The organism is Burkholderia sp. DN3021, assembly GCF_049805555.1.
Lineage (GTDB): Bacteria > Pseudomonadota > Gammaproteobacteria > Burkholderiales > Burkholderiaceae > Burkholderia > Burkholderia pyrrocinia_C.
The window spans coordinates 122,447-143,207 of sequence record NZ_JBNCAB010000007.1; the positions used below are offsets into that span (position 1 = coordinate 122,447).

The 20,761-nt window shown below is 62.6% G+C and carries 24 protein-coding genes; 15 read left to right on the forward strand and 9 right to left on the reverse strand.

The window, feature by feature from the left end:
• The first annotated feature begins 21 nt into the window (after positions 1-21).
• Entirely contained in the window at positions 22-726 is a 705-nt protein-coding gene (locus ACPUER_RS06430) for a TetR/AcrR family transcriptional regulator (RefSeq protein ID WP_425130675.1), read from the forward strand.
• 159 nt (positions 727-885) lie between these two features.
• Here ACPUER_RS06430 and ACPUER_RS06435 read toward each other — a convergent pair whose 3' ends face one another.
• On the reverse strand, positions 886-1,302 hold the full coding sequence (locus ACPUER_RS06435) for a hypothetical protein (RefSeq protein WP_425130680.1): 417 nt from the start codon (positions 1,300-1,302) through the stop codon (positions 886-888).
• Positions 1,303-1,373: 71 nt separating this feature from the next.
• Between ACPUER_RS06435 and ACPUER_RS06440 the strand changes: the two genes are divergently transcribed.
• A complete protein-coding gene (locus ACPUER_RS06440) occupies positions 1,374-2,501 on the forward strand; it encodes an aminotransferase class V-fold PLP-dependent enzyme (RefSeq protein ID WP_425130676.1) in 1,128 nt (375 codons plus the stop codon).
• A gap of 98 nt (positions 2,502-2,599) precedes the next feature.
• Here ACPUER_RS06440 and ACPUER_RS06445 read toward each other — a convergent pair whose 3' ends face one another.
• From ACPUER_RS06445 to ACPUER_RS06455, 3 genes are all read right to left on the reverse strand, one after another.
• Positions 2,600-2,824, reverse strand: coding sequence for a hypothetical protein (locus ACPUER_RS06445; protein ID WP_034182480.1), 225 nt, complete (start codon positions 2,822-2,824; stop codon positions 2,600-2,602).
• Positions 2,825-3,106: 282 nt separating this feature from the next.
• The gene (locus ACPUER_RS06450; RefSeq protein WP_105392005.1) at positions 3,107-3,310 is read right to left on the reverse strand and encodes a cold-shock protein; all 204 of its coding nucleotides are present in this window, start codon (positions 3,308-3,310) and stop codon (positions 3,107-3,109) included.
• Positions 3,311-3,869: 559 nt separating this feature from the next.
• The gene (locus ACPUER_RS06455; protein WP_425130655.1) at positions 3,870-5,315 is read right to left on the reverse strand and encodes a DEAD/DEAH box helicase; all 1,446 of its coding nucleotides are present in this window, start codon (positions 5,313-5,315) and stop codon (positions 3,870-3,872) included.
• Between the two features lie 83 nt (positions 5,316-5,398).
• Here ACPUER_RS06455 and ACPUER_RS06460 point away from each other — a divergent pair, with 83 nt between their 5' ends.
• Both ACPUER_RS06460 and ACPUER_RS06465 read left to right on the forward strand, forming a co-directional pair.
• A complete protein-coding gene (locus ACPUER_RS06460; RefSeq protein ID WP_425130656.1) occupies positions 5,399-5,707 on the forward strand; it encodes a hypothetical protein in 309 nt (102 codons plus the stop codon).
• A gap of 105 nt (positions 5,708-5,812) precedes the next feature.
• A complete protein-coding gene (locus tag ACPUER_RS06465; protein WP_204421009.1) occupies positions 5,813-7,378 on the forward strand; it encodes a methyl-accepting chemotaxis protein in 1,566 nt (521 codons plus the stop codon).
• A gap of 140 nt (positions 7,379-7,518) precedes the next feature.
• Here ACPUER_RS06465 and ACPUER_RS06470 read toward each other — a convergent pair whose 3' ends face one another.
• A complete protein-coding gene (locus ACPUER_RS06470; protein ID WP_175963400.1) occupies positions 7,519-7,926 on the reverse strand; it encodes a DUF3224 domain-containing protein in 408 nt (135 codons plus the stop codon).
• A 157-nt stretch (positions 7,927-8,083) separates the two neighbouring features.
• Here ACPUER_RS06470 and ACPUER_RS06475 point away from each other — a divergent pair, with 157 nt between their 5' ends.
• Entirely contained in the window at positions 8,084-8,728 is a 645-nt protein-coding gene (locus ACPUER_RS06475) for an HD domain-containing protein (RefSeq protein WP_425130657.1), read from the forward strand.
• A 90-nt stretch (positions 8,729-8,818) separates the two neighbouring features.
• Here ACPUER_RS06475 and ACPUER_RS06480 read toward each other — a convergent pair whose 3' ends face one another.
• Positions 8,819-9,799, reverse strand: a complete 981-nt coding sequence (locus tag ACPUER_RS06480) for a helix-turn-helix transcriptional regulator (protein WP_425130658.1) — start codon at positions 9,797-9,799, stop codon at positions 8,819-8,821.
• A 139-nt stretch (positions 9,800-9,938) separates the two neighbouring features.
• On the opposite strand from ACPUER_RS06480, the gene ACPUER_RS06485 reads away from it, so the two are divergent.
• Both ACPUER_RS06485 and ACPUER_RS06490 read left to right on the forward strand, forming a co-directional pair.
• On the forward strand, positions 9,939-10,616 hold the full coding sequence (locus tag ACPUER_RS06485) for a glutathione S-transferase family protein (protein ID WP_310136508.1): 678 nt from the start codon (positions 9,939-9,941) through the stop codon (positions 10,614-10,616).
• 120 nt (positions 10,617-10,736) lie between these two features.
• Positions 10,737-11,981, forward strand: coding sequence for a saccharopine dehydrogenase family protein (locus ACPUER_RS06490; RefSeq protein ID WP_425130677.1), 1,245 nt, complete (start codon positions 10,737-10,739; stop codon positions 11,979-11,981).
• A gap of 252 nt (positions 11,982-12,233) precedes the next feature.
• Here ACPUER_RS06490 and ACPUER_RS06495 read toward each other — a convergent pair whose 3' ends face one another.
• Entirely contained in the window at positions 12,234-13,112 is an 879-nt protein-coding gene (locus ACPUER_RS06495; protein WP_175963403.1) for a LysR substrate-binding domain-containing protein, read from the reverse strand.
• 132 nt (positions 13,113-13,244) lie between these two features.
• Between ACPUER_RS06495 and ACPUER_RS06500 the strand changes: the two genes are divergently transcribed.
• Positions 13,245-13,877, forward strand: coding sequence for an FMN-dependent NADH-azoreductase (locus ACPUER_RS06500; protein ID WP_425130659.1), 633 nt, complete (start codon positions 13,245-13,247; stop codon positions 13,875-13,877).
• 81 nt (positions 13,878-13,958) lie between these two features.
• Here ACPUER_RS06500 and ACPUER_RS06505 read toward each other — a convergent pair whose 3' ends face one another.
• Positions 13,959-14,576: a LysE family translocator gene (locus tag ACPUER_RS06505; protein ID WP_425130660.1), complete on the reverse strand. Its 618-nt coding sequence runs from the start codon at positions 14,574-14,576 to the stop codon at positions 13,959-13,961.
• 67 nt (positions 14,577-14,643) lie between these two features.
• Here ACPUER_RS06505 and ACPUER_RS06510 point away from each other — a divergent pair, with 67 nt between their 5' ends.
• From ACPUER_RS06510 to ACPUER_RS06535, 6 genes are all read left to right on the forward strand, one after another.
• Positions 14,644-15,567 (forward strand): LysR family transcriptional regulator, encoded by a 924-nt coding sequence (locus tag ACPUER_RS06510; protein WP_175963406.1) that lies wholly within the window; start codon positions 14,644-14,646, stop codon positions 15,565-15,567.
• Between the two features lie 409 nt (positions 15,568-15,976).
• Complete coding sequence (locus tag ACPUER_RS06515) at positions 15,977-16,999, forward strand: MerR family transcriptional regulator (protein WP_425130661.1); 1,023 nt, start codon at positions 15,977-15,979, stop codon at positions 16,997-16,999.
• Between the two features lie 53 nt (positions 17,000-17,052).
• On the forward strand, positions 17,053-17,910 hold the full coding sequence (locus tag ACPUER_RS06520) for an alpha/beta fold hydrolase (protein ID WP_425130662.1): 858 nt from the start codon (positions 17,053-17,055) through the stop codon (positions 17,908-17,910).
• Between the two features lie 204 nt (positions 17,911-18,114).
• Complete coding sequence (locus tag ACPUER_RS06525) at positions 18,115-18,570, forward strand: MipA/OmpV family protein (protein WP_425130678.1); 456 nt, start codon at positions 18,115-18,117, stop codon at positions 18,568-18,570.
• 299 nt (positions 18,571-18,869) lie between these two features.
• Entirely contained in the window at positions 18,870-19,061 is a 192-nt protein-coding gene (locus tag ACPUER_RS06530; protein ID WP_425130663.1) for a hypothetical protein, read from the forward strand.
• Positions 19,062-19,193: 132 nt separating this feature from the next.
• Entirely contained in the window at positions 19,194-19,526 is a 333-nt protein-coding gene (locus ACPUER_RS06535; protein ID WP_425130664.1) for a cupin domain-containing protein, read from the forward strand.
• Positions 19,527-19,689: 163 nt separating this feature from the next.
• Here the strand turns inward: ACPUER_RS06535 and ACPUER_RS06540 are convergent, their stop codons facing one another.
• Positions 19,690-19,989 carry an H-NS family nucleoid-associated regulatory protein gene (locus ACPUER_RS06540; RefSeq protein WP_034182467.1) on the reverse strand — a complete coding sequence of 100 codons (300 nt, stop codon included), beginning with the start codon at positions 19,987-19,989 and terminating at the stop codon, positions 19,690-19,692.
• Positions 19,990-20,270: 281 nt separating this feature from the next.
• Between ACPUER_RS06540 and ACPUER_RS06545 the strand changes: the two genes are divergently transcribed.
• Positions 20,271-20,759, forward strand: coding sequence for a RidA family protein (locus ACPUER_RS06545; protein WP_425130665.1), 489 nt, complete (start codon positions 20,271-20,273; stop codon positions 20,757-20,759).
• Positions 20,760-20,761: the final 2 nt, after the last annotated feature.

Sequence of the window (20,761 nt, forward strand, 5' to 3'; positions counted from 1 at the left end):
TCGGGTGCTAACATCCGCACCATGAAAAAACGCCTTGAACCCGCGCCGCACGACGTGTCCGCGCCTGTCGAACCGGCTGGAACGGCCGCTGTGCGGGCATCCGAAGAATCATCGGCGCCGGTGGCTGCCGCCGCTGCCGGCGTGCGGCGGAAAAAAGCGCCGGATCAGGTGCGCGCGCAATTGCTGGCGGCGGCATCCGAGATTGCGACGCATCACGGCGTGGCTGCGTTGACGCTCGATGCGGTTGCCGAGCGTGCCGGCGTGACGAAAGGCGCGCTGCAATATCACTTCGCGAACAAGCAGGGGCTGCTGGATGCGCTGTTCGGGCAGGCGACCGAGCGGTTCGCCGCGCAAATGGCCGCGCGGACGGCGGCGGATCCCGGCGGCGACGGCGCGGCGGCGCGGGCCTATCTGCACGCGGTGCTCGACGCGGCCAATCCGGCGGCGAGTACCGATGTGCTGCGCGTGCTGGTCGCGTCGATGATTACCGAGCAGGAGACGCGCGCGCGATGGTCGGTGCCGATGCGGGAATGGACGCGGCCCGATCCCGTGCCGCTGGAGCGGGCGGCAACGCTGATGATCTGCCGGCTCGCGGCCGACGGGCTGTGGATTTCGGAATTGCTCGACAGCGTCGAGGTATCGGCCGAGTTGCGTTCGGAGATCGTCCGGCAGCTGGATGCGATGAGCAAGGGGGTGTTTCCGAAGGAGAGTGGTGGGGCGGCGTGACGTGGACGCGCCGCAATATTGCCGGCGGGGTAGCCATCGACCGAATGCATGTCATCACAACCCGCCCGGAAGGCGGGTTTTTGCTTTCCGGGCAATCGATGGAGAGCCTGGAAATGCAGACTGAAACGACGCATCGCGCGACGGCATCGAACGATGCGGTCACGCTGCACATGGGTATGAGGCAAGATCGCGTCCGGAAAATCGACGCTGACCGCGACGCTCGCAAGCGCCGAGCGGACCATCCCGATCAGCGAAGACGATTGGCTTGCTCGCCTCTATCCGGGCGAGATTCTGTCGATCGACCACTATGTCCGATGTGCAACGCGCATCAAGGATGTGATCGCCGATCACGTCCGCGCCGTGTTGCAGGCCGGCGTCTCGACGGTTCTCGATCTTCCGTTCAATACCGTCGCTGCGCGCGCATGGGGGCGCGCCGTTTCGCAGGCCGCCGGCGCTTCGCTCCGGCCGCCGCCGCGCAACTTCAAGCGTGCGCGAGAGACCAGACAAAATATGCGCCAGGTTGCGGGCGGCCTTCGTTAGAATCGGCTTTCGTCGAGAAAAAAAACGAATTTGCATCGGTGCAGCGGTACCCCGTCACGGATACGGCTCGCCCCGACGCCATTGTTCATCTATTACCGGAGACGACCATGCCAGGCTTACTTCCCGATGTCGACCGCGACGGGCTCCTCGAATACTCCGTGGTCTACACCGACCGATCGATCAATCATATGTCGCAGCTTTTTCAGGGCGTCATGCATGACATTTCCGCTTCGCTGAAACAGGTCTACAACGCGAAGTCGGTCGTCGTCGTCCCGGGCAGCGGGACGTTCGGCATGGAAGCCGTCGCCCGGCAGTTCGCGACGAACAAGAAGTGTGTGGTCATCCGCAACGGCTGGTTCAGTTTCCGCTGGTCGCAGATCTTCGACATGGGCAGCATTCCGTCCGACACGACGGTGCTGAAGGCACGCCCGGTCGAACAGGGAAGGCAGGCCGCCTATGCACCGGCCCCGATCGACGAAGTGGTCGCCGCGATCAGGGAGCACAAGCCGGATCTGGTCTTTGCGCCGCATGTCGAAACCGCATCCGGGATGATGTTGCCCGATGCGTATTTGCGCGCGGTATCCGACGCCGTGCATGCCGTCGGCGGCATGTTCGTACTGGATTGCATCGCCTCCGGTACGGTCTGGGTCGACATGCAGGCCAGCGGCGTCGATGTCCTGATCAGCGCGCCGCAAAAGGGCTGGAGTGCGCCGCCCTGCTGCGCACTGGTCATGCTCAGCCCGCTCGCCCGCGAAAGAATCGATGCGACGACCAGCACCAGCTTCGCGTGCGATCTGCGCAAATGGCTGCAGATCATGGAAGCGTACGAGAACGGCGGGTTCGCGTACCACGCGACGATGCCCACGGACAGTCTCGCGACGCTGCGCGACGTGATCAAGGAAACCGACGCATATGGTTTCGACAAGGTGAGAGCGGAGCAGCTCGAGCTCGGCAAGCGCATTCGTGCGCTGCTGGCCGACAAGGGTTTCAGGAGCGTGGCGGCTGAAGGTTTTCAGGCACCGGGCGTCGTGGTCTGCTACACGGACGATGACGGCATTCGATCCGGCAAGAAATTCGCCGATGTCGGCCTGCAGATCGCGGCCGGCGTTCCGCTGCAATGCGACGAGCCTGAAGATTTCAAGACCTTCCGCATCGGATTGTTCGGCCTGGAAAAACTGCATGACGTCGAAGGTGCGGTTGCAAGGTTCGCCGGCGCGCTGGAGCGCGTTCTTTAGGTCGACTTCCGATCCGCTCGAGTGATGTTTGGGCGCGCTTTGTCGAGCGCGCCGCGGTGCCGCGGATGCGCTGGGTTTCCGGCACTGGGGCGCTGCCTTTAACCGCGCGTGTCGACCCAGTTGCGTGCCCAGCGTGTCGAGTGCTGCAGCGCCTGCGCTTCGCTCGTGAAGTAATCGAGCGAATAGAACTGGTAGCGGCCTTCGGCGCGCGAGCTATCGGTGCGTTCGAGCAGCAGGTTGGATGAAAAACTACCGTCGGGCAAACGATGCGCCGAGGGTTGGACGGCATAGCCGTTGTATTGTTGAATTCGTTTGTTCTGCATTTTAATTTTAATAATGATGTGCGAATGCGCGCGTGCCGTGCGAAATATGCACGGGTGCGCCGATTCAAAGCCATTGCGAGCTGAATCTGAAGCAGTCGGAAAGCGAAAAAAGGGCCTTGCAGCCAGAGGGGAGAATGAAGTGCAACGAGGCGTGTGGCGCTTGGCAAGCTGCTGAATAAACAGATGCAGCTAAGAGCGATCGCGCCAACTTTGGGAGACGAAGCTCCGCGAGGGTGTCGCTGCAACCCGGCGTCCGTTTCGGGAGGCCGGGTTCTTCAAACTTTACAGCGGCTGGATGTTAGCCGCTTGCAGACCCTTCGGGCCTTGCTTCGTTTCGAAGCTCACCTTCTGATTTTCAGCCAGCGTCTTGAAGCCGTCGGCCCGAATTTCGGAGAAATGAGCGAACAGGTCGTCGCCGCCCTTGTCCGGAGTGATGAAGCCAAAGCCTTTGCTGTCGTTGAACCACTTGACGATACCGGTATCCATGAAGATTCCTTGAGAAAAAAATACGGAGATTTGCTCTGTTGAAGAGCGCATGAAGCGTCAAGGAGGGAGAGGACAACGAATACCGCCGAGGAGCGAGCAATTGATGAACAGCAATCGAACTTCTTGAACTTCGATGCACACACTAACCGCCGGGTAGTGTCAGCGTCAATAATTATCTTGTAACTGTGTTGCCGGGCGGTCCGTTTTGCGGGGGAAGCGATGTGGCCCTGCGTGGCTGCGCGCCATGCGTGGCATGGCGCGCGGGTCAGGCAGAGCGTAAGCCGGTCGGTGATTCCGAACGACCCTAATCGGTAGTTCGCGATGCCGATCAAATGACGGCTTTCGTGCGAGAAGCGGGCACATTCGCCGGAGACGCCCTCGATCGGGCGCTCGCTGCGCACGATTTCAACGTCCGTTCGGCCCCGAAGTCGTTGCGAATCCTGGATTCAGTGCGCCGTTACCCGCCGACCCGATGCGCGCCGAAGCCGCGCCGCGGCCTGCCAGCGGGGGCCGCAAACCGCCGGCCTGTTGCGGGGCTGGCGTGACTCATCCCGACGAATCAGGGTTGACGTTTGCCGCGGCCGCCAGCGGGTTTGCCAGCCGGCTTGCGTGAACCCGCAGCCGGTTTGCTGGCGGGTTTGCTGCGTGGCTTCTGCGCGCTGAATGGGTTGCCGCTGGACGAACTTGTACCTTTCCCCGCGGCTACAGCACGCTGCGCCGCCGGCTTGCGCTTGTTTTCGCCACCTTGCGGGCGCGGTTTTTTGCCGGGCGCCTGCATGGCGCCCGACGCAGCTTGCGGCACTTTGGGCTTCTTGGGCTTTTTGGGTTTCTTGATGATCTGCCCCGTTGCGCTGGTTTCCGGCACGCGGTGTTCGGCTTCGAAACCCGGCTCTTCTTCACGGGGCAGCGTTTGCCGGATCAGCGCTTCGATCGCGGCCAGTTGCGGCGCTTCATCGGCACACACCAGGGACACCGCCACGCCGCTGGCGCCCGCGCGGCCGGTACGGCCGATACGGTGCACATAGTCTTGCGCCACGATCGGCAGATCAACGTTGATCACCAGCGGCAGGTCGTCGATATCCAGCCCGCGCGCAGCCACATCGGTGGCGACCAGCATATTGACTTCGCCCGTCTTGAAGCGCTCCAGCGCACGCAGGCGCGCGGGTTGCGGTTTGTCGCCATGGATGGTGTCGATCGCATAGCCCGCTTCATCCAGCATGGCCGCCAGGTAATCCACGCCTTTGCGGGTTTTGACGAACACCAGCGCGTGCTCCCAGTTGTTCTCGGCCACAAGGTGCATGAAGAGGTCGGGCTTGTTCCTTTTATCCACCGGCACCACCCACTGCTTGATCTTGCTGGCCGTGGCATTGGGCGGGCTGACGCTGATATTGACCGGGCTGCGCAGAATGCCCGCCGCCATGGCACGGATATCGTCGGTAAACGTGGCAGAGAACAGCAGAGTCTGGCGCCGAGCGGGCAACGCGGCAAAGACGGTGTCGAGTTCGCGCGCAAAGCCCAGATCCAGCATGCGGTCGGCTTCGTCCAGCACCAGCGTTTGTACTTGATCGAACTGCACGGCGTTCTGGCGATTGAGATCCAGCAAACGGCCCGGCGTGGCAACGAGCACATCCACGCCTTTGCGCAACTTCATCATTTGCGGGTTGATACTCACACCGCCGTAGGCGGCCAGAAATCGTAAATCGAGGCCTTTGCCGTAATCGACAAAGCTTTGCAGCACTTGTTCGGCCAGTTCTCGCGTGGGCACCAGCACCAGAACACGTGCGCGGTTGCTGGACACCGCCGGGCCGTGTTGCACCAGCCGTTGCAACAGCGGAAGCGCAAACCCCGCCGTTTTGCCGGTGCCGGTCTGTGCCGCGGCCATGACGTCCTTGCCACCGAGCACGGCAGGAATCGCCTTGGCCTGCACCGGCGTAGGTGTCTGGTAATTGAGGTCCTGCACATTACGCAGCAAGGGCTCGATCAGGCCAAGCGAGGCAAAAGACATGGGCGTATTCCGGGCTAAAACCGCAATTCTAGCGGTTACCGCGCTGATTGCACCGCGCACATCGATGGTCACGATGATCGACGTTGATCGCCACTGAAAAATGGAGCAGTGCCGCGCGCCGCGCCGGGCTGCCTGCCGAAATCCGGATCGGCGATTCCGTCGTGATGGTTGGCGGCGGAGACGGTCTGCGCGATCCGATGCCGGCGTTTCTGTACGTCTATGTCGAGGATGCCGCTTCGACCTGTCGGCGAGCGATTGCAGCGAATGCGATCCCGCTCGAAGTTGCACCAGCGAGACTTCCCGGCTGCACGCATCTTCCGCGCTCCATTTGTCGCAATCGTCAAGATTCGCGTCGCGTGCAGATAAAACCTTCCCGCCGACCTCGCCGTTAACCCGTTCGTAGCCCACGCGCCGCGTGTTGCGATGCAACGCTCGTCTTTCTTGATCCGGAATCCACATCCGCCGCCGGCCGCGCGTGGTCGGCGCAAGGGAACGTCATGCGAAAACAATTCACCATCCGTGGCGGACTCGTCGCGACCATCGCCGGCTATACCGTGCTGCTCGTGCTGGTGGTCGGCGCATGCATCGCCGGCCTCTACGTGAGCAATGGCTCGCTCGAGGCGATGTACCGCGACGACACCGCGTCGCTGCTGCACCTGAAGACCAGCTCCGAGCGGATGCTCGTGCTGCGCGAACGCATGAGCGATGTCGCGCAGATCATTAGCGCGGGCCAGTCGGGCAAAGCGGAAATCGCGCAACTGCACGTGCTCCTCAAGCAGAGCAACGACGAACTGGACGCCTACACGCGCCTGCACGTGCGCGACGCCAATGAGCAGGCACTGTTCGACACGCTGCAGAACCGCCGCCGCGCGCTGCTCGAGCGCGTGTTCCTGAAGGCGCTGTCGCAGCTCGACGGCGACGACGCGTTCAACTTCCTCGATACGCAGCGCACGGCGCCACCGGCGCTGTTCGCTGCGTACCAGGATGCGATCGACGCGCTCGAATCGTTCCAGGTCGCACGCGAAAAAGCCCGCTACGATGCAGCCGGTGTCAATTTCCACCGGATCGTATGGGGGATGGCGGCGGTCGCGGTGCTTGCGCTCGTCGTCGGCTTCTTTGCGCAGCGCGTGCTCGCGAAGGCGATCATCGAGCCGATCAATCTCGCGGTCGATCAATTCGAAAAGATTTCAAAAGGCGACCTGACCGGAACGGTCGTCATTCCCGGCGCAAACGAAATGGCTTATCTGCTGAATGCGCTGAAGCGGATGCAGGACGGCCTCGTCGACACCGTGAACCAGGTGCGTGCGAGCACGGAGACGATCGTCGGCGACGTTCGCACGATCGCGAGCGGCAACGTCGACCTGTCCGCGCGTACCGAGCAACAGGCCGTATCGCTGCAGCAGGCGGCGGCGAGCGTCGAGCAACTGACGGCGGCCGTGCGCCAGAATGCGGACAACGCGCGCGATGCCCGCACTTACGTTGAGGGCGCGGCCGGCATCGCGTCGCGCGGCGGCGACACGATGCGGCGCGTCGTCGAGACGATGTCCGAGATTTCGCACAGCTCCGCGCGGATCTCCGGCATCGTCGGCGTGATCGAGAGCATCGCGTTCCAGACGAACATCCTCGCGTTGAACGCTGCCGTCGAAGCCGCGCGTGCCGGCGAGCAGGGGCGCGGTTTCGCGGTCGTCGCAACGGAAGTTCGCGGGCTCGCGCAGCGTTGCGCGTCGGCGGCGAAGGAAATCAAGGATCTGATCGGCAATTCCGCGCGACGGGTCGAAGACGGCAGCGGCCTCGTCACGCTGGCCGGCTCGGCGATGGCCGAACTCGTCGCCGCGGTCGAGCGCGTGAACGCGATCATGAGCGAAACGAGCAACGCCTTCGAGGAACAGTCGTCGGGCATCGAGCAGGTGAACGCCGCGGTCATCCAGATGGAGCAGACGATGCAACGCAATGCCGCGCTGGTCGAGGAAGCGGCGGCCGCGGCGCTGTCGCTCGACGAGCAGGGTTCACGGCTGAGCGCGGCGGTCGCGCAGTTCCGTCTGCGCGACGAGGCGGTCGCATGACGTGCTGACGTTTGCGACCGCAGCCGAGTTGTCGATATCGATTGCTTTCGTGACGTGCCGACGAATGAGGCTGCTGCTTTCCGTACGGCGCGCGCGAGGCTGGAGCGCGTCATCGTCTAGCGGCACCGTTGCATGGCGATTCACTGCGGCGATTCGGGCAACTCGTAGTCGAAGGTGTACGAATGCTGGCCGTTATCTATGTTGATGATCATCGAGCCTGAGAGCCCCAGCAATTCTCCCGCTCCGGAATCGGGCACGACGGTGATCGATTGTTTCGGCTGCCCACGGATCATGGTGGAGCTGTGCTGCAGGACAAAGCTGCCTTGGCGGCCACCCAGCGTGCCTTGCACGGCTTCCATCGCAACGTAGCCCGCGGAGCCTTGAACGCTGCTTCGAAACGCGAGCATCTCGCCGTGGCTGACGGCTTCCAGGTCGCCGCGAAATTGCTTGTCGAGCGACATGCGGCCGAGTCCGGTGTTTTCCGCGACGCTACTCAGCGATTCCGGATTCAGCTTCACTTCAAATGGACCGTTGGCCTGCAGTTTCATTGCGGATCTCCTCGTCGAATGGGAACTCCGCACTATAAGCCAATCGGGTTCCGCCGGGGGGAACGGTTTGCTTCATGCGCTCGCATGGACCGCGGATCGTGTGCCGTGTCGCTGCTTGCGGCGATAATCGGCATTCAGTCTTTCATCGCCCGCACCCGTGACGACATCTGCGTTTGCCCCCTTTCAGGAATTGGCCGAGACCCTGCTGGCTCACTGGAACGACGCCAACGGCGACGGCTCCCATGACACTTCGCATCTGCAACGCGTGTGGAAGAACGCGACGGCGATCCATGCCGAGGAGGGCGGAGATGCCGAAGTGCTGTTTGCGGCAACGCTGCTGCACGATTGCGTGTCGGTAGAGAAAAACGCTCCGCTTCGGCCGCAGGCATCGCGGTTGTCGGCGGAAAAGGCCAGGTTGGTGCTGAAGTCGCTGGATTGGCCGGACGCGAAGATCGACGCTGTCGCGCATGCGGTCGAAGCGCATAGTTTTTCGGCCGGTGTTACGCCGATGACGCTGGAAGCAAAAACGCTGCAGGATGCCGACCGGCTCGATGCGATCGGCATGCTGGGTGTCGCACGTTGTTTTTATGTCGCCGGCCGGATGGGCAGTGCGCTGTATGACCCGGCCGATCCGCACGCATCGGCACGCGAGCTCGACGACACGCGATTCGCGATCGATCACTTTCGCACGAAACTGCTGAAGCTGGCGTCGGGATTTCAGACCGCTACCGGTGCCCGTTTGGCGAACATCCGCCACGATCGCTTGCGCCGCTTTCTCGACGAGTTTGCCGACGAGATTTGATTGTGCCGACGGTGGCCTCAGATGCCGTTATTGGCCGGCAAACACGGTTCGATACGGCATACGCGGTGCATCGACGCCAAAGGCGACGCTTCAATCGCCGCCCGATTGATAGAGCGCCTTCAACTGCGACAACTCTTCGATGAGTTGATCCTTGAGCGCTTGCGGCCCGAGGATCTTCAGATGCGCGCCGTACCCCAGCAGCTTCCGCGCGCCGTGCTCGATGGATTCGATGGGCATCAGGAACACCTTCCATCCTGACGGCACCTCCGCGTTGCCTGCCTCCTGCAAAACCGGCGCGGTCTTGATCCGCGCATTGGCCAGCCAGGTCTCGCCGCGCGGCGATACGGCGATATGAGCGGTCAGCCGGTAAATATCGGTCTCGTACCGGCTCATTGCGTCACGCCAGTGCTGCGCCAGATCGAATCGCGCAGGGCGCTTGAAACGGCGCCGCGTCGCGCTGAATTCGCAGATATTCGCCAGCCGGAAGGTGAGTGCGCCCGGTTTGCCCACGACCTTGGCAATCAGATACCAGGCGCCGCCCTTGAGCACCAGGCCGAGCGGTTCGAGTTCGCGGCGGGACGCCCCTCGCCAGCTTCGATACTTCACTTCGATACGGTACGAACCCCACACCGCATCGGCGACTTCGCGCAGAAACTCCGGCGTTTCCTGTGCCCGATACCAGTCGACGGTATCGATGTGCAGCCGGCTGGCGACGCGATCGGCCTGCTCGCGCGAGCCGGGCGGCAGGCTGGCCATCATCTTCAGCCGTGCGGAAGTGGCCATGCCGTCGAGGCCCAGTTCTCTCGCCGGCCCGGGCAAGCCGGCAAGAATCAGCGCATGCGCTTCGTGCTCGGTGAGCCCGGTGAGATCGGTACTCCACCCGTCGCGTAACTGAAAGCCGCCGTTGCGGCCGCGATCGCCCCAGATCGGCACGCCGGCCGTGGAGAGCTGGTCGATATCGCGCAGGATCGTGCGCTCGGACACTTCCAGTGCTTCGGCAAGCGCCGGTGCGGTCATCCGGCCGCGCGCTTGCAGCATCATCATGATCGACAACAGGCGACTGGCTTTCATGAGCGATCCGCTTCCTGAAATACATGACATGAGATGTCATGTTATCGGACTTATGCTTGGCGGCATGCCTGATTCGTTTCATCGAAGCGAAGGTAAAACATTCACGCGCGCATTCGAGAAAGCAAAGGAAGATCGAGCCATGAAGATAATTTCCGGACCGCTGAGCATGTTCGGTGCCAAGGTCGAGATTGCAGCGCACGAGAAGGGTATCGATTTCGAACTGGTGCTGGCACCGTTCAGCCAGCTTCGCGGCTACGACCCCAAGCATCCGGATGTATTGCGTATCAACCCGAAGCGGCAAGTGCCGGTGCTGATGGACGGCACGCTGGAGATCTTCGATTCCACGCAGATATTCGAATATCTCGAGGACCTGAAGCCCGATCCCGCGTTATGGCCGGCGCATCCGGCGGCGCGCGCCATCGCGCGTCAGCTCGAACATTGCAGCGACGAAATCTATTTTCCGCACGTTATCCGGCTGATGGGGCTCGAAGCGACGCCGGACGATCCGGCGGCGCAGGCTGCACGCGCCGAAGCATCGGAATACTATCGACGCATGGAACACGTGCTCGAGAATCGGGAATTTCTGGCCGGGACGTATTCTTACGCCGACATCGCGTTCTACATGGCGCAGTTGTTCGGCGCACGCAAAGGCGCGCCGATGACGGCAGAGACACCCAGCCTGCTGGCCTGGCGTGCACGGATGACCGCACGTCCCGCTGTACGGAAAGTCGCTGGCGCGATGGCCGGCTATCTCGCGTCGATCGGGGAAGCGGTTCCTGATTTTCTTTGCGGGCTCGATCAGGTGCCTCTTCGGTAGCGCGAGAAGGCGCGCAACTGGTCCTGAACCTGCCGACGCCTTTGAAGGCCTTCGATGAACCCGGAAAGCAACGTTAACGGCACGGACGCTCGCGACACGCCCGCGCCGAAGGAGCCGTCCATGACCCAGCCGACGCACGATCTCGTCGTATTCGGCGCCACCAGTTTCGTCGGGCAGATTCTGACCCGCTACCTGTCCGAATACCTGTCGGGCGCCGGCGAGACGCTGCGCTGGGCCATTGCCGGCCGTTCCGAAACGAAGCTCAGGCAGGTCAGGGATTCGCTCGGCGCGGCGGGACGGCCGGTGCCGATCATCGTGGCCGACGCGGCCGACGAAGCGCAATTGCGGGCGCTCTGTGCGCAAACGCGGGTGGTCGTATCGACTGTCGGACCCTACGCGCTTTACGGGGAGCCGCTGGTCAGGGTCTGCGCGGAAACCGGCACCGACTACTGCGACCTTACCGGCGAGACGCAGTGGATCAAGCGGATGATCGAAAAATACGAGCCCGCGGCCCGGCAATCGGGCGCGCGCATCGTTCATTGCTGCGGGTTCGATTCGGTTCCGTCGGACATGGGCGTGTTCTTCCTGCAGCAACAGGCAATGCAACAGTGGGGCATGCCGGCCGGGCAGGTGAAGATGCGCGTCCGAACACTGAAGGGCGGCGCGTCGGGCGGTACCGTGGCGAGCATGATCAACGTCGTCCGGGAAGCCGCGGCCGATCCCGCGTTGCGCAGGGAACTGCTCGATCCTTATTCACTGTGCCCGAAAGGGCATGGCTTCACGGTGCGGCAGCATGCGGTTCGATCGGCCGAATTCGATCGCGACTGCGACACGTGGATCGCGCCCTTCGTGATGGCGGCGATCAACGAGCGTGTCGTGCATCGTTCCAATGCGCTTGCGGGCAATGCGTACGGCAGCCGGTTCACTTATGACGAAGCCGTCATGACCGGCACGGGCCTCAAGGGCCGTCTGACCGCGCTGACGATGGTGGCGGGCCTGGGTGCGTTCATGGTGGGCGTCGTCATCAAGCCGGTGCGCAGCCTGATGGAGCGCTTCCTGCTGCCGAAACCCGGCGAGGGTCCGAGCGCCGCGGCTCAACTGGCCGGCCGCTACGACTTGCGTTTCTTCGGCCGCACCGACGACGGGCGAACCTTGCGCGTAAAAGTCACCGGCGACCGCGATCCGGGTTACGGCTCCACCGGCAAGATGCTGGGCCAGGCCGCGATCAGTCTTGCGCTGGATTGCGGCAGGGACGGCATCAAGACCGGGCGCGGCGGCGGTTTCTGGACGCCCGCGACGATGTTCGACGAGCGCTTTGTCGAGCGTCTGGTTCGCCACGCGGGGTTGCGTTTCGAGGTGATTTGAGCGCGATTCCTGTCCGCTATGCGAAAGGAACGGATAAAGATCGGATTGCGAATCAATGTGAGGGAAAAACTTACTGTCGCGGCGGGTCGAATGGTCGGCTGCGCTCCGGCCGGGGAGTCCCGGAATCATGAAGATCGGGGCACTGGCGGAACGTACGGCCTGTAGCGCGCCCCGCTGTTCCATCTGCCACTCGGCGTTATAGGGCACCTTCTTCGCGACGCCGGCCTGCGCATCAGGCGCGAAGGAAGCTCGCTACGGCCGGTTGCGTTTACCGGCCCCCGTGCGAACCGCCGCTTCATCTGAAATCGTCGCGGCGAATTCGACGGCGGCCGGCATCCGGGCGTCATGCATCATCACGAATTCCGTGTCCGGCAGTTCCGGCAACCCTTCGGGCCCGGCCAGTTCGCGAAGCGTGTCGTCGATCGCACTGCGTGGCACCGGAGCGATCGCGATGCCGGCGCGCGCGAACGTGAGGATGCCGGTGACGCTCGGGCTTTCGCATGCGATCCGATAGCGCATGCCGGCCAGCGCGAGCGCCTTGATGGCGGCGCCTCGGTACGGACACGGATCGGGGAAGCACGCGAGCGGGACATCGCCTTCCGGAAGCGGCTCGTGGCGCGCAAATGCCCAGACGAGCGGTTCCTGCCACAACGTCGCGCCCTGGCCCGAGTGCGCACACCGGCTGCCGATCACGAGATCGAATTCGCCGTTTGCGTGCCGTCGAAACAAACTGTCGCCGATGTCGACCGTCAGATCGAGCCGCAAGCCGCGTCGCGCGGCGCTGTAGCGACGCATCGCGTCGGGTAGCCAGCCTCCCGCGAAATCCTCCGAAGCGCCGATACGCAGCTTGATCTCGACTGCGTCGCCGTGCCCCAGCCTGGACCGGGCTTCCTCGCTCAGGTTGAGCATCGCGCGAGCGTATCCGAGCAGCGTCTCGCCATGCGCGGTGAGCGTGACGCTGCGCGTATTGCGCACGAGCAGCGCACGGCCGACCTGCTCTTCAAGACGAACGACCTGGGCGCTGACCGCGGATTGGCTGAGATTCAGCCTGCGACCGGCGCCGGTAAAGCTCCGCATGTCGGCGACCGCCACAAACGTATGAAGCAGCGCCGTGTCGAGGGGATGGCTCATTGATCACTGAATCGGGTTAATTCAATCAATTAATATCGTTTCAAAATTATAGGCCGATTCGATAGTCTGCGGATCGCAGTGGGCGACCGCGCATCCCGCGCGTCGCCGTCACTCTTGGCGAGGACAGGCTCCATGACACGCGTGCTCTATATCGAAGGTTCACCCAACAAGGCATATTCGGCGTCCATCGACGTGTGTCAGGCATTTCTCGATGCATACCGGCACGCACATCCCGATCACGAGATCCGGAAGCTCGACATCTGGGATCTGGCGATGCCCGAGTTCGACGCAGCCGCGCTGGCCGCGAAATACGCCGGATTGAGCGGAACCGCGTTGACGCCGGAACAGGCCGCGGCGTGGCAGCAGATCGAGCAGCTCGCGGCGCCGTTCCATGAAGCGGACAAGTTCCTGTTCGGTGTGCCGCTGTGGAATTTCAGTATTCCGTACAAACTCAAGCACCTGATCGACGCGATCTCGCAGAAGGACGTGCTGTTCACGTTCGACGGTTCGGGTTTTGCCGGCAAGCTGGCCGGGAAAAAGGCGGCGGTCGTCTACGCGCGCGGGCTCAGTTACGAGTCGCCGGGTTCGTTTACGCCGGCCGCCGAGTTCGACCTTCAACGCCCGTACATGGAAACCTGGCTGAAGTTCGTGGGCGTGAAAGACATCACCGGCATTGTGGTCGAGCGCACGTTGTTCGGTCCGGACGGAAAGGTCGATCGCAGCCGTGCGATCGACGAAGCCCGTGCGATTGCGCGCGCGTTCTGAATAAGGCAACCGCGCTTCGCATCCGGCGCGTCAGCGGAACATGCCTGACGGCCGCCTGGAAGCGCGGACCGGATACACGAATCAGCGGCCGCCACGCGCGATGGCGAGCGCGACGCCAAAGCCCACGAGCAAGCCGCCGAAGGTGCGGTCGATCCAGTGACGCAGCGACAGCAATCGCTCGCGGACGACCGTGGCGGAGAAGCAGGCGGCCACCAGACTGAACCAGCCGGCATGCGCGAACGCGATGAAGGCGCCGTAGCCGATCTGCACGATCAACGGCGTGTCGGGCCGGACTGCCTGCATGAACAGGCTGACGATGAATACCGTGGTTTTGGGATTCAGCACATTGGTCAAGAAACCGGTGCGCAGCGCCGCCAGATCGGACAGCGGCGCCACATTTACGGTGGGTTGCCCGGTGTTGGCCTTCGTCATGAGCATCTTCGCTCCGAGGTAGATCAGGTAGATCGCGCCGACGAGCTTGACGGCATTGAAGAGCCACAGCGATTGGCGGATCAGCAGGCCCACACCCAGCAGCGTGTAGCTCACGTGGACCGTGACGCCGAGCCCGATGCCCAGCGCAGTGAGCAGGCCCGATCGGCGCGACAGCATTAGGCTGTTGCGCGTGACCATCGCAAAGTCCGGCCCGGGGCTGATGACGGCCAGCAGCGTAATGGTGACTACAACTATCAGTTCCGTCATCGCGTCGTCCTTTCGATTGATGTCGTCATGGCACAATCTTAGGGACTGAATTCCATCGGGAAAAGCGATGATTTCTGACCAGAATGGTGAGATTGACTCACAACAAGTTCGTGCAAACCTGCCGTCGCTGATGGCGTTGCGCTGTTTCGAGGCGGCGGCGCGTCACGAGAATTTCAGTCGTGCCGCCGACGAGCTGTGCGTGACCCACGGCGCGGTCAGCCGTGCGGTGCGTCTGCTCGAAGACGACCTGGGCGTGGCGCTGTTCCAGCGGCGCAGCCGTCGTGTGTTCCTGACCGACGCGGGCCGCAAGCTGGCCCAGGCGGTGCATGACGGCCTGGGCCTGATGCGTCACGCCGCGCACGAATTGCGCACCGAGGCCGCCCGCGTGCGGCGTTGGGTTCTGTCGTGCGAGCCCACGCTGTTGATGCGTTGGCTGATCCCGCGCTGGCCGGGTTTCCAGGCCCGATACGCGGGCGTCGATATCCACCTGGCCGCTGCGGGCGGTCCGTTTTCGTTCGACAGCGGCATCGACATGGCTATCCGGCGGAATGACTTTGCCTGGCCGGCCGGTTATCACGCCGAGCGTTTGTTTACCGAGAGGGTGGGGCCGGTTTGTCGGCCGGACAAAGTCGATGCGTGGTTTTCCAGTGGCCGCGATGGTTGTTTGTTGAAGCCGGATGCTCCGCAATTGCATACGCGGACCAGGCCGGACGCGTGGAAGGAATGGGCGGTGGCCGCGAATCGGCTGGCGGGGAGCGGGCGGCGGCAGATGTTCGACCATTTCTATTTCAGTCTGCAGGCGGCAGTCGCGGGGCTGGGGGTTGCCATCGGCCCCTGGCATCTCGTTCGCGACGATCTGGAAAGCGGTGTGCTGGTCGCGCCGATGGGTTTCGTGGAAGACGGCTCGCACTACTGCTTGCTGACGCCGGAACCCGTGACGGCCGGAAGCGCGCAGTCGGATCTGCTTGCGTGGTTGAAGGCAATGGCTTGACGGGTGCGGAAGGATGCTCGGAGATGGTCGGCTAACGACGAACGCGATTGGCTGCGTCCGGCTGCAGATTCAACCGATCGTGACCTCGGGCGCCTGGCCGAAAGGCGAACTTCGCGCTCGCACGTCCGGGCCGCTGGTAAACTCGGGCGGCCAAGACAACTTTTCCCGGTCACATGAGCACTCAACGCACCGACGCACCTGCCAACGTCACTCCAATGATGCGCGGGCCTTTGCGCCTTGTGTGACGCGGCTGGAATCAGAAAGCTACGCTGGCACCTACACCAGCGAATTTCCGAAAGCCGTTGCTGTTTGTTCAGGAGCAGAAATTCGCCCGGAACGCGCCAGTCACGGGCATTGAGCAATTCCCGCTTCCCTATCCGCCATACTCTATATTGTTGACGGAATTTCTATGCCATTAACGGTTGGCATGCTTGCCCGACGTTGCGGCATTACCGTCCGCGCGTTGCACTACTACGATCAGACAGGTCTACTGAAGCCGATTGGCCGCTCTACATCAGGCTATCGGTTGTACGACGAAGCCAGCGTGTCGACGATCAGGACGATCCAGGCGCTGCGTGGTCTGGGCCTGACACTGGATGCGATCGCGCAGATGCTGCGCAACCGGCAGCTCGCCCTGGCGGAAGTGATTGCCGAGAGCCGGCGCGCAATCGACGCTGAACTGACAAGGTTGAATACGCTAAGCGAGCGGCTCGGGGTGCTGCAAGCGGCCTCCGATTCAGGCATGACCTGGCGTGATGCGGACTGGCCGGACACGCTCGCGTTGCTCGATCGGTATCGGGAACACTTCAACACGTCAGAAATTGCGACGATCCTTGCGCGTTGGAAGGACATGGAAGCGGCCTTGTCGACATTGTTTGCGGACGTGCGCGACGCAATGGATCGGCATGTCCCGCCCGACTCCCGCGAAGCGCAAAAGCTCGCGTATCGCTGGCTTGCCGCCGCGATGAAATGGATGGACGGCGACATCGGTATCACGCGGCGCTGGCGGCAGTTGCATGCCGGCGCGGCGCCGGCTCCCGACCATGCAGGGCTCGATCGCACGCTGATCGCCTACATCGAACAGGCGACCCGTCTGCATCTGGCGGCCTGGCGGCGCCACCTGACGGACGACGAACTCCAGCGCCTCGACAAGACGCTGTCGGCCGAATGGATCACGCTCGGTGCAGACATCAGACGGGCGATCGCTTGCGGCGCCGACAAGGGATATCCCGCCTCGCTCGCGAGCCGCTGGCACTCGTTGCTCGAACGAACGACGCGCGGCGACGGCGCGCTACGCCGCAAGCTGCAACAGGCACTGCGTGACGAGCCCATTCTGCAAGCCGGCCATCCGATCGATTCCGACGTACTCGCATGGCTGCAACGTCAGGGAGCCGTCATTGCCGACGACGGCAACGATGAGTCTGGCGCTTGACCCTCACGTGGACGTCAGGGTTCATGCTGGCGTCTTTTCATCGGAGGAAGCGCATGAACCCCATGCCGGACGAACTGAACGAGTTCCGGATCGGTGCTCGTCCCGTTCGAGCGATGCGGCTGGACGGCGGTATCCTGGCCGCGCAGGTGGGTAACGGACCGCCAGCGGTCGTCGTACTGAATGGCGGACAAGCCTTCGTCTCGAAGGCGACCCCGCGTCGGCTGCGGCGCGACCTGCGCCGCGTTGCCGGCATCCTGCCGCCCGACACGCCGTTCGTACTGCTCGGGTATCCTGACAAGCCCGGCGCGCAATACCGGATCATCGACATCGTCGCGCATATCGCGCGTGGGATCGCCACGCATTGGCAGTGCACGACGCTCATCGGCATCTCGTTCGGAGGCGTCGTCGCGGCTCGCCTTGCGGCCGCCCATCCGGAACTCGTCTCACGACTCGTGCTGATCTCGAGTGCGCATCGCCTGGCTCCGGACGGCTGCCGGCTGGTCGAGCAGCAAATCATTCACGCGACCCGCTCCGAGTTCGTACGCCTGCTCGATACGATGTCGGGATGCTTCCGCGCAGGCTGGCGCAACCTGCTCCTGCGCGCAGCGTTGCTCGGTCGACGCCGCAGCGTCGCGTCGTCGGTCAACGCAAGACACGTCATAGTCCGCACCCTGCGCGCGTTGCGTGACGACGCACACGACGGTTCGCCGTGGCCCCGCCAGATCCGCGCAGATACGTTGATCGTCGGCGGCGCCGCCGACCCGATCTTCGCCGACGCAGCGCGCGAAACGTCCGCGTGGGTGCCGTCGGTCACTCATCATGCGCTGCCAGGCGAAGGGCATATGGTGATGATCGAGCGCCGGAGGCAGGTTGCCCGGCTCGTCCGGGACTGGCTCGATCCGCGATCCTGATCTTCGCGTTCACGGCACACGTCCGGGCTCGATCGTCTCGTCGATATCCGCGAGGTTAGGCCACTGTCTTGGGGATCCGTGCGTCCCCGGATTGCCGTCGTCCCCTCATGGGATGTTTGAAACGGCTTTATAGACCATCTATTTCGTCAAAGAATCAAAATAATGTCCTAAATTTTCAGCCGCTACTGCATTCCGCTCGGCACCCTGACCTTTGCTGTCACCGCACATGCCGAAAACGAATATACGCTTTCGCTTGGCGGTGGCATCGCGCCACGCTATCAAGGCAGCAATCAGTATCGAGGTGTCATCGGGCCGTCGTTTTCCGCCGTATTTTCCAACGGCTTTTTCATCAGTTCCACAGGCGGGGCAGGCTACCGCTATACATCGCCGCGCGGCATATTTGTGTCCGCATCGATCGGCTATGCGGGCGGGCGCAAGGATTCGATCAGTTTTAGCGGGGAGGGTTCGGATGACCTGAAGGGCATGGGCAACGTGCCCGGTTCGGTGATCGCGCTAGTGGCGGGCAGGCGTGCGCGACAAAGAGGGCGTCGAATTGCCGGTGACGATCGACGCCCCGATCCGCACACATCGCGCGGGTTCGCCGGACACGTCGATCTGGCGGTGCCGCTGCTGCATGCAGGCATCAATTTCCGATTCTGAAAGAGGCCGGGAAATTTCCCGGCTTTTTACACTGCTGTTGAATGTCTCAAAGTGGCCGGCGGTCATCTGTAGTGTTTCAGAACGGGACCTTGGCTTGGTGATCCGGAATGGGTGCCGTGAACTTTCGCGTCTGCACTTGATATTTCTGAATGCTGCCATCCGGCACACCCAACTCATTGTTGGGGATTCGATCGTGCAGCTGAATGTTGGCGGGTCGATATGACGATCGAACCTGGAACGCGCGAATGGTGGGCCTACAAGCGGGATCTGTCGTTCAAGCGGCCGCGTGCCGAAAGGGTGTGCGAACCGCCGACGATATCCCGTATCCGAATCCGTCCGCAGTACTTCTGTTCAAGGCCAGGGATCGGCGCCCCAAAGACCAACAGGATTTCGACCGGGCATTGCAGAAACTGCCGGTTGGCGAACGCGTCTGGCTAAAAGACTGCCTCGGCACTCTCCACCCCGGCAATGAATGGGCGCGGGTGCTTTAACGGCCATTCATCATCTTTTTGCGTGCATTCATCGACGCGTTTGTAAACAAGGCGACCGTTAGGCTACAGTGAACGTTCCCGGCACTCTTGAACCTGCTTCCTTCAAACGAAGGCCAACGACGAGGTCAAACCATGCAACTTCAAACCGGCAACCTGTTCAGCGTCGAAGGGCGGCGCGGCGGCGACGAGCGGATCGACATCCTCGTCACGGGGCAGCGCCTGAATGTCGAGCGGATCGTGTCGATGGGGCACGCGAGTCCCGACGGGTTCTGGTATGACGACTCGCGCGCCGAATGGGTCGTGCTGCTGTCGGGGGCGGCCGTGCTCGAGTTCGAAGAGGGTTCGACGCGGCACGACATGCGCCCCGGGGATTACGTGCTGATCGAGCCGCATTGCCGCCATCGCGTCGCGTGGACGCATGATGACGAGCAATCCGTCTGGCTTGCGATCTATTACGAACGGTGAAGAAAGTATTGGCGCGCGACGCGATCTGACGATTAGCCGGCGCGCCACGCGCTGAATGAGACAAATCACCATCAACCCGGAGCGGTCTTTGAATACCGCCGGTATCGATGCCCAATATCGCCGGACAGCGCGCTGAACCGCGCGCCGGTGCGCGTCGAGAACCTTATTCCTGGATCAGGAATCGATTGCGATTCTTCGCATCCTTGATCCATGCGGGCGCACGGCCGCGGCCAGACCAGGTTGCCCCGGTCTTCGGGTCGCGATACTTTGCCTGCACGGGGGCGGCCGCTTGCTTGGCCGACCGGCCTCGACGTACGCCGAAAATGTCCTTCTCGGTAATGCCGAATTCCGCGACCTTGGCGCGGATGTCGTCGACGATCGATTGGAATTCCGCGGCGCGCGCTGCTTCGGCTTTCTCGGCCAAAGCTTCCATTTGGGCTTTCAGTTCCTTGTAAGTTGCCATATATCGCTCGTTGGGTTGTGTGCACATATGATAGCGGTTTCAATCGGAAATGATGAGGAAATTCTCGCCGACTACGAATTCCACCAGCGATATGGCGCGCAAGACTGCTTCGAACACCTGAAAAGTGCGTCGCTTCGGTGAATTCGTACTTGATTGCCCGGGAGCGCCGGACGATCCGGTCGCGTCCCTTTGGCCGTTCGCGGCCGACTTTCTCTTTCGGGGCAAGCTCGGGAGACTCGACTATTCTTTATCTTTTTTCGGAAGTATCCGGGAATTCACTGATGAACAGAGACGATCAGCTGATACAGGTTGCGGCCGAATTCGGATTCGATCCGGACGAGGAAATCAGGATCGGCGGAAAGTACACGCCGGTTCTGGTCGACGGGAGTACGGCCTATATTGCCGGCCAGATTCCGCGGGTGGGGGACGTGGTGCACTTCGTCGGCGTCGTGGGCGAATCCGTTTCGCTGGACGACGGTCGCCGTGCGGCGGGAATATCGGCGCTGCGTGCGCTGTCGCTGATTCGCAAGCACTGCGGCACGCTCGATGCGATAGAGACGGTTCCGCGTATCACCGTGTACGTGCGGAGCGCACCCGGCTTCACGATGCAAAGCGAAGTGGCCGATGGTGCGTCCGACGTTTTATATGCGGTGCTCGGCGATGCGGGCGTTCATACGCGTTCGTCGGTCGGCGTGCTGCAATTGCCGAAAGGTGCTTCGGTGGAAGCGGATTTCATTTTCCGGTTGCAGCGTAGCAATGCCGGTAGCTGATG

Bases quoted from the DNA above. Each gene is read 5' to 3' on its own strand.
- ACPUER_RS06430 (WP_425130675.1), top strand. From the start codon at position 22: ATGAAAAAACGCCTTGAACCCGCGCCGCACGACGTGTCCGCGCCTGTC.
- ACPUER_RS06435 (WP_425130680.1), bottom strand. From the start codon at position 1,302: ATGCAAATTCGTTTTTTTTCTCGACGAAAGCCGATTCTAACGAAGGCC.
- ACPUER_RS06440 (WP_425130676.1), top strand. From the start codon at position 1,374: ATGCCAGGCTTACTTCCCGATGTCGACCGCGACGGGCTCCTCGAATAC.
- ACPUER_RS06445 (WP_034182480.1), bottom strand. From the start codon at position 2,824: ATGCAGAACAAACGAATTCAACAATACAACGGCTATGCCGTCCAACCC.
- ACPUER_RS06450 (WP_105392005.1), bottom strand. From the start codon at position 3,310: ATGGATACCGGTATCGTCAAGTGGTTCAACGACAGCAAAGGCTTTGGC.
- ACPUER_RS06455 (WP_425130655.1), bottom strand. From the start codon at position 5,315: ATGTCTTTTGCCTCGCTTGGCCTGATCGAGCCCTTGCTGCGTAATGTG.
- ACPUER_RS06465 (WP_204421009.1), top strand. From the start codon at position 5,813: ATGCGAAAACAATTCACCATCCGTGGCGGACTCGTCGCGACCATCGCC.
- ACPUER_RS06470 (WP_175963400.1), bottom strand. From the start codon at position 7,926: ATGAAACTGCAGGCCAACGGTCCATTTGAAGTGAAGCTGAATCCGGAA.
- ACPUER_RS06480 (WP_425130658.1), bottom strand. From the start codon at position 9,799: ATGAAAGCCAGTCGCCTGTTGTCGATCATGATGATGCTGCAAGCGCGC.
- ACPUER_RS06485 (WP_310136508.1), top strand. From the start codon at position 9,939: ATGAAGATAATTTCCGGACCGCTGAGCATGTTCGGTGCCAAGGTCGAG.
- ACPUER_RS06490 (WP_425130677.1), top strand. From the start codon at position 10,737: ATGACCCAGCCGACGCACGATCTCGTCGTATTCGGCGCCACCAGTTTC.
- ACPUER_RS06495 (WP_175963403.1), bottom strand. From the start codon at position 13,112: ATGAGCCATCCCCTCGACACGGCGCTGCTTCATACGTTTGTGGCGGTC.
- ACPUER_RS06500 (WP_425130659.1), top strand. From the start codon at position 13,245: ATGACACGCGTGCTCTATATCGAAGGTTCACCCAACAAGGCATATTCG.
- ACPUER_RS06505 (WP_425130660.1), bottom strand. From the start codon at position 14,576: ATGACGGAACTGATAGTTGTAGTCACCATTACGCTGCTGGCCGTCATC.
- ACPUER_RS06510 (WP_175963406.1), top strand. From the start codon at position 14,644: ATGATTTCTGACCAGAATGGTGAGATTGACTCACAACAAGTTCGTGCA.
- ACPUER_RS06515 (WP_425130661.1), top strand. From the start codon at position 15,977: ATGCCATTAACGGTTGGCATGCTTGCCCGACGTTGCGGCATTACCGTC.
- ACPUER_RS06520 (WP_425130662.1), top strand. From the start codon at position 17,053: ATGAACCCCATGCCGGACGAACTGAACGAGTTCCGGATCGGTGCTCGT.
- ACPUER_RS06535 (WP_425130664.1), top strand. From the start codon at position 19,194: ATGCAACTTCAAACCGGCAACCTGTTCAGCGTCGAAGGGCGGCGCGGC.
- ACPUER_RS06540 (WP_034182467.1), bottom strand. From the start codon at position 19,989: ATGGCAACTTACAAGGAACTGAAAGCCCAAATGGAAGCTTTGGCCGAG.
- ACPUER_RS06545 (WP_425130665.1), top strand. From the start codon at position 20,271: ATGAACAGAGACGATCAGCTGATACAGGTTGCGGCCGAATTCGGATTC.